General features: G+C 50.6%; 10 protein-coding genes and 1 tRNA gene. 6 read left to right on the forward strand and 5 right to left on the reverse strand.

Annotated features, from left to right (window positions below):
- Nucleotides 1–96: 96 nt before the first annotated feature.
- Both wecC and wecB read right to left on the reverse strand, forming a co-directional pair.
- Nucleotides 97–1,365 (reverse strand): UDP-N-acetyl-D-mannosamine dehydrogenase, encoded by a 1,269-nt coding sequence (gene wecC, locus H3L92_RS01100; protein ID WP_085366410.1) that lies wholly within the window; start codon nucleotides 1,363–1,365, stop codon nucleotides 97–99.
- Nucleotides 1,366–1,378: 13 nt separating this feature from the next.
- Nucleotides 1,379–2,626, reverse strand: coding sequence for a non-hydrolyzing UDP-N-acetylglucosamine 2-epimerase (gene wecB / locus H3L92_RS01105; RefSeq protein ID WP_310648957.1), 1,248 nt, complete (start codon nucleotides 2,624–2,626; stop codon nucleotides 1,379–1,381).
- Between the two features lie 241 nt (nucleotides 2,627–2,867).
- On the opposite strand from wecB, the gene H3L92_RS01110 reads away from it, so the two are divergent.
- Genes H3L92_RS01110 through H3L92_RS01125 form a run of 4 tightly spaced genes read left to right on the forward strand, consistent with a single transcriptional unit; the run spans nucleotide 2,868 to nucleotide 6,702 of the window.
- Nucleotides 2,868–4,037, forward strand: coding sequence for a polysaccharide biosynthesis/export family protein (locus H3L92_RS01110; RefSeq protein ID WP_085366412.1), 1,170 nt, complete (start codon nucleotides 2,868–2,870; stop codon nucleotides 4,035–4,037).
- A gap of 15 nt (nucleotides 4,038–4,052) precedes the next feature.
- Nucleotides 4,053–5,258: a capsule biosynthesis protein gene (locus H3L92_RS01115; RefSeq protein ID WP_115336269.1), complete on the forward strand. Its 1,206-nt coding sequence runs from the start codon at nucleotides 4,053–4,055 to the stop codon at nucleotides 5,256–5,258.
- Complete coding sequence (locus H3L92_RS01120) at nucleotides 5,258–6,055, forward strand: ABC transporter permease (RefSeq protein ID WP_085366416.1); 798 nt, start codon at nucleotides 5,258–5,260, stop codon at nucleotides 6,053–6,055. Before H3L92_RS01115 ends, H3L92_RS01120 begins: the two co-directional genes overlap by 1 nt.
- On the forward strand, nucleotides 6,052–6,702 hold the full coding sequence (locus tag H3L92_RS01125) for an ABC transporter ATP-binding protein (RefSeq protein ID WP_085366418.1): 651 nt from the start codon (nucleotides 6,052–6,054) through the stop codon (nucleotides 6,700–6,702). Before H3L92_RS01120 ends, H3L92_RS01125 begins: the two co-directional genes overlap by 4 nt.
- A gap of 294 nt (nucleotides 6,703–6,996) precedes the next feature.
- Here the strand turns inward: H3L92_RS01125 and groL are convergent, their stop codons facing one another.
- The 3 genes from groL to H3L92_RS01140 form a co-directional block, all read right to left on the reverse strand.
- Entirely contained in the window at nucleotides 6,997–8,637 is a 1,641-nt protein-coding gene (gene groL / locus H3L92_RS01130) for a chaperonin GroEL (protein WP_085366420.1), read from the reverse strand.
- Nucleotides 8,638–8,722: 85 nt separating this feature from the next.
- Nucleotides 8,723–9,010 carry a co-chaperone GroES gene (groES, locus tag H3L92_RS01135; protein WP_085366422.1) on the reverse strand — a complete coding sequence of 96 codons (288 nt, stop codon included), beginning with the start codon at nucleotides 9,008–9,010 and terminating at the stop codon, nucleotides 8,723–8,725.
- Between the two features lie 267 nt (nucleotides 9,011–9,277).
- Nucleotides 9,278–9,898, reverse strand: a complete 621-nt coding sequence (locus H3L92_RS01140; protein ID WP_085366424.1) for an isochorismatase family protein — start codon at nucleotides 9,896–9,898, stop codon at nucleotides 9,278–9,280.
- A 353-nt stretch (nucleotides 9,899–10,251) separates the two neighbouring features.
- Here H3L92_RS01140 and H3L92_RS01145 point away from each other — a divergent pair.
- Together H3L92_RS01145 and pilB are read left to right on the forward strand one after the other, a co-directional pair.
- Nucleotides 10,252–10,327 (forward strand) — tRNA-Phe (locus H3L92_RS01145).
- Nucleotides 10,328–10,599: 272 nt separating this feature from the next.
- A complete protein-coding gene (gene pilB / locus H3L92_RS01150) occupies nucleotides 10,600–12,279 on the forward strand; it encodes a type IV-A pilus assembly ATPase PilB (RefSeq protein WP_085366426.1) in 1,680 nt (559 codons plus the stop codon).
- Nucleotides 12,280–12,398: the final 119 nt, after the last annotated feature.

Raw genomic sequence — 12,398 nt, forward strand, 5'->3', positions numbered from 1 at the left:
GGAATTCATCAAGGGATAAGATGCTGATACCTGCTCGAAAGCCAATCCATAAAACTTATTTAGAAATCATCTGAACTTAGCATTTAAATTTGATGCTTACAAAATACCTTTTGTATCTACAATAACCGCATCCACAGAGGCCGTCTGAATCGCTTTAAATTCTTTGTGGTCAACCAAAACCACCAAAACATCGGCTTCTTCCAATGCTTGGTTCAATTTGGCGTGGCGGATATTTTGGGCCGCAAGTTTGGCAGGTAGGGTTTCAACGTTTGGTTCAACGGCCAAAATCTGATTGGGATATTTTTCTGCCAGTTGCTCGGTAATCTTTAAGGCCGGGCTTTCGCGCAAGTCGTCGATATCGGGTTTGAATGCTAATCCCAAGCAGGCGATTTTGATGTCTGCAATGGTTTTGCTAGGGTTTTTCTGCAAAGCTTCGATTACTGCATCGTTTATTTTGCCGATAACCCATTCAGGCTTGCCATCGTTTACGAGGCGTGCGGTGTGGATCAGTTTGGCTAAGTCGGGTGTTTTGTTAACGATAAACCACGGATCGACGGCAATGCAGTGGCCGCCTACGCCGCAGCCCGGTTGCAGGATGTTGACACGGGGGTGGCGGTTGGCGAGCGAAATCAATTCCCACACGTTGATATCCAGTTTGTCGCAAATAATGGAAAGTTCGTTGGCAAAGGCGATGTTTACGTCGCGGAAAGAGTTTTCGGTTAGTTTGCACATTTCGGCTGTGCGGGCATTGGTAATAATGCAGTCGCCTTTTACAAAAGTTTTATACAGGGCTACGGCTTGTTCCGAGCATTTCGAGGTCATGCCGCCTATGATGCGGTCGTTTTCAATCAATTCGCGCATTACTTGGCCGGGAAGCACGCGCTCGGGGCAGTGGGCGATCCGGATATCGGAATCTTCGCCTTTTTGTTGTGGAAAGCTTAAGTCGGGGCGTTCTGCGGCCAGCCAGGCAGACATTTGTTCGGTGGCGCCAACGGGCGAGGTGGATTCTAAAATCACTAAGTCGCCTTTTTTCAAAACCGGAGCAATGGCTTTGCTGGCTGCTTCGATGTAGCTTAAGTCGGGTTCGTAATCGTTGCCTTTAAACGGGGTGGGAACGGCGATTAAAAATGCTTCGGCAGGCTCGGGGGTTAAAGTGGCTTTGAGTGTGCCATTGTTAACGCACTGGTGCACGGCGGTATCCAAGTCGGGCTCGACAATGTGGATTTTCCCCTGGTTGATGGTGTCGACGGCGTGTTGGTTGACATCTACGCCGATAACTTTCACGCCGTGGCCGGCAAAAGCAGCGGCGGTGGGCAGGCCGATATAGCCTAAACCGATAACGGAAATGGTTTGAAAAGTTTGCATTGCGCTTTCCTTGTTAAATTGCGAGTTGTTGTTCGGTTGCCGGTTGTTCGGTAAATACCGATAAAATTTGGTCTGCGGCCGTTCCGTTTCCATAGGGGTTGTGTGCACCGGCCATCTTTTCGTATTCGGCGGTATCGGTTAGCAGCAGGCCCACTTGTTCGATAATGGTTTCTTGGGAGGTGCCGACCAGTTTGACGGTGCCCGCCGCCACGGCTTCGGGCCGCTCTGTTGTGTCACGCATCACTAATACGGGTTTGCCTAAAGACGGGGCTTCTTCTTGAATGCCGCCGGAGTCGGTAAGAATCAGGTGGGACATTCTCATCAGATAAACAAAGGCCAAATAATCTAAAGGCTCTATCAGGTGAACATTGCGTTTGCCTGTGAGCAGGCGGTTAACGGGCTCGCGCACGTTCGGATTCAGATGGACGGGATAAACAAACTGCACGTCGGCGTGTTGGTCTGCCAGCTTTGAAATGGCTTGGCAGATGTTTTCAAAGCCTTCGCCGAAATTTTCTCTGCGGTGTCCGGTAATCAGCACGATTTTGCCGCTGCCTAAAAAGGCGAATTGCCCGGCATATTGCTGCATCAATTCTTTTTTGCTGTCGATTTTGTGGCAGGCCAGAAACAGGGCGTCGATAACGGTGTTTCCGGTTACATATATTCCTGTAGACGCAACGCCTTCGCGAAGCAGGTTGCTTTTGGTGCTTTCGGTAGGGGCAAAATGATATTTGGCAATGGCTCCGGTGAGTTTGCGGTTACCTTCTTCAGGCCAGGGCGAATAGATATCGTTGGTACGCAAACCCGCTTCGACATGGGCGATATCGATTTGGTTGTAATAAGCGGCTAAGGCGGTTGCCAAGGTGGTGGCGGTGTCGCCGTGCACAAAAACAACATCGGGTTTGTAGTCGTCTAAAACGGGTTGGATTTTTTCTAAAATGGCGGAGTTTACGGTAGACAGCGTTTGTTTGCTGCTCATGATGTCCAAATCATAGTCGGGCACAATGTCGAACAATTCCAACACTTGGTCAAGCATTTGGCGGTGTTGGGCAGTTACGCAGACACGGAAGTCTGCGTTTCTTTTTTTCAAACCCTCAACCAAAGGAGCCATTTTGATGGCTTCGGGGCGGGTGCCGAATACGATCAGCAGTTTTTTGGCAGGGGTGCCTGAATGGAAGATTCCGTTGTGGGCGTTAAGGGGAAAGGGGTCATTGAATGATGCAAATGTTAGAGCACTATCGGTGGTGTTATTGGTTTTTTCCACGGTTTAACCTTTCTTATCGGGCAAGTAAAACGTTGGCATATGTTTTTGAATTGACTGCATTATAGTGTAATTTGTTATAGTTTTGAAAAATTTTGTTATCTTGTTTTTTTATTTTTCAGCAAATGATTGGTATTTTGTTAAAATATTTTTGGTTACTGTGCTGACAATGGTTGTAAAGTGGTAAAATGCGGCGCTTGAATTTCAAGCGCATTTTGTTTGCTTTTGTAAAGAAAGTTTGTTGATGACTCGTTTTAAGCTGCTGAAAAGCTGTATTGTTTTATTGGTGTTGTCGGGGTGTGGTAATTTGCCAACATCGGGGCCGAACCGGACTAAGGTGATGGGTTTGCAAAACCAGCAGGCGCAGGTGTCTGTGCCTGATGTTGCCGTGGTCGATATCGACGAGCGGGTGATTTCCGCACTGTATGCCGCCGGAAAAGGGCAGTCGTTAGCCGATTTGGCAACGCACCATTCGGGTTTTGCCGATGCGGTAGGCGCCGGTGATGTGTTGGAAATTACGCTGTGGGAAGCGGCGCCGGCGGTGCTGTTCGGCGGGGCGCTGAATTCGGTTGGCTCGGGTTCTGCGCAAATGGTAAGCCTGCCGCCGCAGGTGGTGGATACGAAGGGAATGGTTTCGGTGCCGTTTTTGGGCAATGTGGCGGTGAGCGGTAAAACACCGGCCAGAATCCAGCAGGAAATCGTAGGCCGTCTGAAAAAAATGGCGAACCAGCCTCAGGCGATGGTGCGTGTGGCGCAGAATAATTCGAGCAATGTAACGGTGATCCGTGCGGGGCGCAGTATCCGTATGCCGCTTACCGGGCATCACGAGCGCGTGCTGGATGCGGTGGCGGCAGTGGGCGGCACCGACAGCGGTGTGCAGGATATTTCCGTTCAGCTCACGCGCGGTAATACGGTGCGCACGGTTGCTTTGGAAACGGTAACGGCGGATGCGGCGCAAAATGTGGTGCTGCGCCCGGGCGATGTGCTGACTTTGCTTTCCAAGCCTTTGAGTTTTACGGCTTTGGGTGCGTTGGGGCGCAATCAGCAGGTGCCGTTTTCGGCCAAGGGCATGAATTTGGGTGAGGCCATCGGTGCGGTGGGCGGCTTGCAAGACAGGCGTTCTAATGCCGAGGGTGTGTTTGTGTTCCGCTACCAGCCTGTTTCTGCGCTGCCGCAGGGCGAGCAGGATAAGTGGCTGGGCAAGGGTTACGATTTGGCGATGGATGTGCCTACGGTTTACCGCATGAATCTGCTGGATCCGAATTCTTTGTTTTGGTTGCAACGCTTTCCTGTGAAAGACAAGGATATTGTTTATGTGTCGAATGCGCCTGTGGCTGAAATTCAGAAATTCCTGCAATTTGTGTTCTCGCCGATTATCAGCGGTGCGAACAGTATTAATGATTTAGGTAATTAACCGGAAAGCGTGAAAATGTCTGAGCAAAAAGTGGATACGGAAAACACTCAAGTATCAGAAGAAGTAAAAAAAGCGGCCGCCGCTAAGGCGGCCTATTCGGCGGATACGCCGCAAAAGGGTAAGAAATTCCGAGTGAAAAAGTTCGGCAAACTGTTTTGGGTTACGGTGATTATTCCGACGGCCTGTTCGCTGGTTTATTTTTCGGCTTGGGCTTCAGACCGCTATGTGTCTGAATCGAGCTTCGTAGTGCGTTCGCCCAGTAACCAGGCTTCGGTTAGCGGCTTGGGCGCGCTGCTGCAAAACGCGGGCTTTTCGCGTGCGCAGGACGATACTTATACCGTGCGCGAATATATGGGTTCCCGTTCGGCGTTAACGGCGTTGGAAAAAGCGTTGCCGGTGCGTTCTTTTTATGAAAATAAGGGCGATATTTTCAGCCGTTTCAACGGTTTCGGTTTGTGGAATGCCAACGAGGCCTTTTATCAGTACTACAAAGGCAAGGTCAATATTGCGTTTGATCCGGTTTCCGGCATTTCCACGCTGAGCGTGGAGTCGTTTGATGCGGCGGAGTCTCAGCAAATCAACGCGGCTTTATTGAGCCGTGGCGAAGAGTTGATTAACAAGCTGAATGCCCGTGCGCGCAAAGATACCATTGCACAGGCCGAGCAGAACGTAACGGTGGCCGAAGAGCGCGTTAAGACTGCTGCGGAAGATATGGCGGTTTACCGCACCAAAAACGGCATTTTCGATTTGAAAACCCAATCGGAAGCGCAAATGGGATTGGTGTCGAAGCTGCAAGACGAATTGATCGTGATTCAAACCCAGCTCGACCAAGTGCGTGCGGTAACGCCTGAAAACCCGCAGCTTTCGGGCTTGCAGGCGCGTGAAAAAAGCCTGAAACGCGAAATCAAACAGCAGATGCAGATGATTTCGGGCGGGGGTGATAATTCGATTACCGCGCAGGCGGCCGCTTACCAGCGCTTGTTTTTAGAAAACGAATTGGCGGAAAAGCAATTGGCCGCAGCCATCGCCTCGTTGGAAAGCGCCAAAGCGGAAGCCGACCGCAAACAGCTTTATCTCGAAGTGGTGTCGCAGCCGAGCCGCCCCGATATGGCGTTGAAGCCTCACCGGCTTTATAACATCATCGCCACTTTCTTTATCGGCCTGATGGTTTACGGCATCATCAGCCTGCTTACGGCCAGTGTGAGAGAGCATAAAAATTGATGAAAGCCTTGCACGAAACTTCATTTAAAGAATCGCTGGCCATACAGGGGCGGGTGATCGGCGCGTTGCTGATGCGTGAAATCATTACCCGCTACGGGCGCAACAATATCGGTTTTTTGTGGTTGTTTGTCGAGCCGCTGCTGATGACGGCGTTTATTGTGGGTATGTGGAAGTTTCTGCGTGCCGACCAGGTTTCATCGCTGAATATCGTGGCGTTTGCGTTGACCGGCTATCCGATGGCGATGATGTGGCGCAATGCTTCCAACCGCGCCATCGGTGCGATTTCCGCCAATATGAGCCTGCTTTACCACCGCAACGTGCGGGTGTTGGACACAATTTTTTCGCGTGTTCTGCTCGAAGTGGCGGGTGCAACGGTGGCGCAAATCGTTATTGTTGCCATACTGGTTGCCGTGCGCTGGGTTGAAATGCCCGCCGATATTTTCTATATGCTGTTGGCTTGGGTATTGATGGCTTTGTTTGCACTGGGCTTGGGGCTGGTGGTGTGTTCGGTTGCGTTTAAATTCGACGCTTTCGGCAAACTTTGGAACACGGCGAGCTTTGTGATGCTGCCGCTTTCGGGGGCGTTTTTCTTTGTATCGTCGCTGCCGCAGCAGGTGCAGGAATATGTGTTGTGGATTCCGATGGTGCACGGCACGGAAATGTTCCGCCACGGCTATTTCGGCAGTTCCGCGATAACGATGGGAAACCCGTGGTATCTGCTGCTGTGTGATTTGGTGTTGCTGTTTATCGGCTTGGCCATGGTGGCCAAATTCAGCAAAGGGGTGGAGCCGCAATGATTTCCGTCGAACACGTTTATAAACAATACCAAACCCGCAACGGAATGCGGACGGTGTTGAACGACATCAACTTCACACTGCAAAAAGGTGAAAAAATCGGCATTCTCGGCCGCAACGGCGCGGGTAAGTCCACTTTAATCCGCTTGATCAGCGGTGTGGAGCCGCCGACCAAGGGCGAAATCAAACGCACCATGAGCATTTCGTGGCCGTTGGCGTTTTCCGGCGCATTTCAGGGCAGCCTCACCGGCATGGACAATCTGCGTTTTATCTGCCGTATTTATAATGTTGATATAGATTATGTGAAAGCGTTTACCGAAGAATTTTCAGAGCTGGGCCAATATCTTTATGAGCCGGTAAAACGTTATTCTTCGGGTATGAAGGCGCGGCTGGCCTTTGCGCTGTCGCTGGCGGTGGAGTTCGATTGCTACCTGATTGACGAAGTGATTGCCGTGGGCGACTCGCGCTTTTCAGAAAAATGCCGTTACGAATTGTTTGAAAAACGCCGCGACCGTTCGATTATTCTGGTGTCGCACAGCCCCAGTGCGATGAAGCAGTATTGCGATAATGCGATGGTGTTGGAAGCAGGGCATTTGCACCGGTTTGATAATATGGATGAAGCGTATCAATATTACAATGCACAAATGTAAGCCAAAGGCCGTCTGAAATATTTTTCAGACGGCCTTTGGGCATTTTGCAAGGGTTTCAGGCTGAGACATTTGCAAAAAAACAATTAAACCCTGAAAAGGTTTGTGTCTCGTCATTCCCGCGTAGGCGGGAATGACGGGATTTAAGCATTTCAGACGGCCTCAAGGTAGTTTTGCAAAGATCTCAGCCTTTGATTTGTTGCCTTGTGCCGAAAATTAAGTAGCTCGCTATATAAAATACCCGCACGATTTGCATCGTACGGGTATTGAATAGTGCAGTTATGCTTTCAGACGGCCTTACATCATGCCCATGCCGCCCATACCACCCATGCCGCCCATATCGGGGACTGCGGGTTTGTCTTCGGGGATTTCGGCAATCATGCAGTCGGTGGTCAGCATCAGGCCCGCGATGGAAGCGGCATGCTGCAATGCAGAACGGGTTACTTTGGCAGGATCGAGTACGCCCATTTCCAGCATATCGCCGTAGCTGTCGTTGCCGGCGTTATAGCCGTAGTTGCCTTTGCCTTCCAGCACTTTGTTCACCACCACGCTCGGCTCGCCGCCGGCGTTTTTCACGATTTGGCGCAGTGGAGATTCTACTGCGCGCAAAACGATTTGTACGCCTGCGTCTTGGTCGGCGTTGGAAGTTTCCACTTTAGACAAAGCCGCACGGGCACGCAGCAGGGCTACGCCGCCGCCGGCCACGATGCCTTCTTCCACTGCGGCGCGGGTGGCGTGCAGGGCGTCGTCAACGCGGTCTTTTTTCTCTTTCATTTCCACTTCGGTGGCGGCGCCGACTTTAATCACGGCCACGCCGCCGGCCAGTTTGGCTACACGCTCTTGCAGTTTTTCTTTGTCGTAATCGCTGGTGGCGGTTTCGATTTGCTGGCGGATTTCGGCCACGCGGGCGTCAATCAGGGCGGCATCGCCGAAGCCGTCGATAATGGTGGTGTTTTCTTTGCCGATCTCGATGCGTTTGGCTTGGCCCAAATCTTCCAGCGTGGCTTTTTCCAAAGACAGGCCCACTTCTTCGGCAATCACGGTGCCGCCGGTGAGAATGGCGATGTCTTGCAGCATGGCTTTGCGGCGGTCGCCGAAGCCGGGCGCTTTAACGGCAACGGTTTTCAGAATACCGCGCAGGTTGTTCACCACCAAAGTGGCCAGCGCTTCGCCTTCCACGTCTTCGGCGATAATCAAGAGCGGCCGGCTGGTTTTGGCGATTTGCTCCAAAACGGGCAGCAGGTCGCGGATGTTGCTGATTTTTTTGTCAAACAGCAGCACGAAGGGGTTGTCGAGGGCGGCGATTTGTTTTTCCGGCTCGTTGATGAAATAGGGCGACAGGTAGCCGCGGTCGAACTGCATGCCTTCCACCACGTCCAGCTCGTTTTCCAGCGATTTGCCGTCTTCAACGGTAATCACGCCTTCTTTGCCCACTTTTTCCATTGCTTCGGCGATGATGGCGCCGACTTGTTCGTCGGAGTTGGCGGAAATGGCGCCCACTTGGGCGATTTCTTTAGAAGTGTCGCAGGGTTTGGCAATGTTTTTCAGCTCTTCTACCAAAGCGGCCACGGCTTTGTCGATGCCGCGCTTCAGGTCGGTGGGGTTCATGCCTGCGGTAACGTATTTCATGCCTTCGGCCACGATGGCTTGCGCCAAAACGGTGGCGGTGGTGGTGCCGTCGCCGGCTACGTCGTTGGTTTTGGACGCCACTTCTTTTACCATTTGCGCGCCCATGTTTTCGAATTTGTCTTTCAATTCGATTTCTTTGGCTACGGTTACGCCGTCTTTAGTGATGTGCGGGCCGCCGAAGGCGCGGTCGAGCACAACGTTGCGGCCTTTGGGGCCTAAGGTTACTTTTACTGCGTCGGCCAATACGTTTACGCCTTTAACCATTTTCTGGCGGACTTCATTGCCGAACTGTACGTCTTTTGCTGCCATAATCTATATGCTCCAGTTAATTGAATTAAAATGGGTTTTTCTTTGTTTGGCCGTCTGAAAACATTTTCAGACGGCCTTTGGCCTTTTATTCTACGATGCCGAAAATATCTTCTTCGCGCATTACCAACAGCTCTTCGCCGTCGGCTTTCACGGTTTGGCCGCTGTATTTGCCGAAGATGATTTTGTCGCCGACTTTTACGTCGAGCGGGCGGCGGTTGCCGTCGCGGCCGATTTTACCCGCGCCGACGGCGATTACTTCGCCCATATCGGGTTTTTCGGCGGCGGCACCCGGCAATACGATGCCTGATGCGGTTTTTTCTTCAGCTTCCAAGCGTTTAACGACTACACGGTCGTGCAGGGGGCGGATAGTCATGCGTATGCTCCAAAATAGATAATAAAAACAAATGCCTGAATATAAGGCTGTTAAGAAAGGAAATACTGCACGGCAAACGTGTGCGCAGTATTTTGTTTTGAACGAGAGGCAAAATAGGGCTGGGCGCGGTAAATTCAAGCCCTCGAGTACCATTTTTGCTAAAAATATTGTTTCAGACGGCCGTCTGAAAACAATGGTAAAGGTTTGTTCCTTATTAAAAGGGAAAGCAGCTTGTTATCGAAACGAAGCTGCTTTAACGGCCGGATTTTAAGCCAGCAGGGCGGGAATATCGTCGGTGTGGTGCACAATCAGGGCGCCGGCCTTTTCCATATTGCGGATAGCCTGCTGTTCTTCTTTCGCATTCAGGCTGCGGCAGGCATCTAAATTAACAATCACGCGCCATTTTCCATACCAGCAAAGCTGCAACACGGTTGCCTGCACACAATATTCGGTTGCCAGCCCGCCGACAATCAAGGTTTTTGCATTACGGCTGGCCAGCCATTCTATCAGGCCGGTGCTGATGTTTTCAGACATATCGTGAAAACAGGCGCCGAAAGTGTGGGTGTGACTTTCCAGCCCGATATGCACCAGAAAATGATAGTTGTCGGGCAAGGGCAGGCCGGGCAGGTTTTCATAACCTTCGGTGCCCAAAACCGCATGGCTGACCCAGTCGCCGGCGTTTTCCAGCGGCAGATAGTGTTCTTGGTTGTCGATCTGCCACGGCTCGTGCGGGCTGTGGGCATCTTTGGTTAATACCCGGTAATGCGCCCAAGCTGCTTGGCGGTTGAGATGGGGAACAATAGAAAGCGCGCCCGGTACGGGAAGCTCGTTCGGGCAGAGTTCTGAAAACGTTTTCTGCGGATGTATATCAATGGCGACAATGCTCATAAAAAATCCCTATTTGGAGAAAAGAGAATCACACACGGCACGGTGTTTATCATTATTTGGATATCGTGGCAGTTTGATTTTCAAGATATTGATTATTTTTGATAAATAAAAAATAGTGTGATAATCAAACCTTACCCACATAGGATATTCGGTTTATATTACAGATAATCGGTGTTTTGGGCAAAAATATTTGCAGTAAATAAACAGCGTCGGCATATTTGTGCATGCTGTAAACAACAATACCAGTTTTATTTTCAGAAAAAATAGCCGCTTAGCTTGAAACGGCGCACTTTTTTAACAAAATGCTTGCGCCGTATGGCTGATTCTGTTTTAATACGCATCTCTTCAGGCACGGCCAGATAGCTCAGTTGGTAGAGCAACGGATTGAAAATCCGTGTGTCGGCGGTTCGATCCCGCCTCTGGCCACCATTTACCGCAATGATGCGGTTATTTTTTTATCTGTTGTTTTTACGCCGAATAAATATTAAATTGAATATATTTCAACGCAGGCCGGGTAGGTTTACCCGGCCTGTTCGCTTATAATGGCACTGTTTTTACCGAGATAGTTTTATCGGGTATGAAACAGCATTGCGGGTTTTATGTCGGGCGGCAAATCACCATATGATGCCGTATAATGGCATATTTAATAATAATGGCAATTGCCTGTGTATCAGGCAGGCAGTCAAGCAGGAATAACAAAAATGAGCGTCGGTATATTAAGAGTATTGGTGCAAAGCCAGATTGTCGATGCCGCACAAGTAGAGCGGTATCAAAGCGTATTAAAAAGCGATAAATCTATTCTTCCTATGTTGTTTGAGGAGGGCGTGATTACACCTAAAGCGCTGGGGGAGTTGTTGGCGCGGGTGTTCAGCTATCCGCTGTTGGATCTGCGCCATTATCCGCGCAGCAATATCCTTTCGGATGTGCTTTCAGAAGAGCAGATGCTGCAAAACCGCTGTATTCCGATTTTTCAGCGGGGTAGAAAAGTTTATTTTGCGGTGTCTGACCCTACCCAGATTCAAAATTTCCAAAAAATCGCTTTTGCTTCAGGTATATCGGTTGATTTAGTGGTGGTGTGCGACGACCAGCTGAGCACTTTGCTCGAGTGGTTGGGGCAGCGGTCTACTTCTATTTTGAACGAAATGAGCAAGGAGCATGATGCTTCCGCTCCTGCACAAGCGTTATATATCGATAATGAAGAGGCGGAAGACGGGCCGATTCCGCGCTTTATCCACAAAACGCTTTCCGATGCATTGAATGCCGGCGCATCCGATATCCATTTTGAGTTTTACGAACAGATGGCGCGGGTGCGTTTCCGTGTCGACGGCCAGCTTCGGGAGGTGGTGCAACCTCCGGTGGCGGTGCGCGGCCAGCTGGCTTCGCGCATCAAAGTGATGGCACGTTTGGATATTTCGGAAAAGCGCGTGCCGCAAGACGGCCGTATTCAAATTGCCTTCCATAAACACGGCCGCCCGATCGATTTCCGTGTCAGCACGCTGCCTACCTTGTTCGGCGAAAAAGTGGTGATGCGTATTTTGAATTCGGATGCCGGCTCGCTTAATATCGACCAACTCGGTTTCGAACCTTTTCAAAAAGAAATGCTGCTCGAGGCTATTCACCGTCCTTACGGCATGGTGCTGGTAACCGGCCCCACCGGCTCCGGTAAAACCGTGTCGCTTTATACCTGTTTGAATATTCTGAATACCGAAAGTGTAAATATTGCTACGGCGGAAGACCCCGCAGAGATCAATCTGCCCGGCATCAATCAGGTTAACGTGAACGACAAACAGGGGTTAACTTTTGCGGCAGCATTGAAATCGTTTCTGCGCCAAGACCCGGATATCATTATGGTGGGTGAGATTCGTGATTTGGAAACTGCGGATATTGCCATTAAAGCTGCGCAAACGGGCCACATGGTATTTTCCACACTGCACACCAATAACGCCCCGGCCACTTTGTCGCGTATGCTGAATATGGGGGTGGCGCCTTTCAATATCGCCAGTTCGGTCAGCCTGATTATGGCGCAACGTCTGCTGCGCCGTTTGTGCCCGGCATGTAAAACGCCGATGGAGCGCCCGCCGGTGCCTGCCTTGAAAAAAGCCGGCTTTACAGATGAAGATCTGGCTAAAGATTGGACGATGTATCGTGCGGTCGGGTGCGACAGCTGCCGCGGAAAAGGCTATAAAGGCCGTGCCGGTGTGTATGAAGTGATGCCGATTACCGAAGAAATGCAGCGGGTGATTATGAATAACGGCACCGAAGTAGATATTATGAATATGGCCTATAAAGAAGGTATGGTGGATCTGCGTCGTGCCGGTTTGTTGAAAGTGATGCAGGGGATTACTTCTTTAGAAGAGGTTTTGGCTCACACTAACGATTAATTAACCGGAGCCGGTTGACGATTGACATTGCAGCGGTATTTTTTCAAAACAGCCATTTGCTGCGTTAAAAATACCGGCAGGGCATCTGCCTTGCTGTGTTTTTTGCTTTGCACCTGCCG

It is taken from the genome of Neisseria dentiae, from assembly GCF_014055005.1.
GTDB classification, from domain to species: Bacteria; Pseudomonadota; Gammaproteobacteria; order Burkholderiales; family Neisseriaceae; genus Neisseria; species Neisseria dentiae.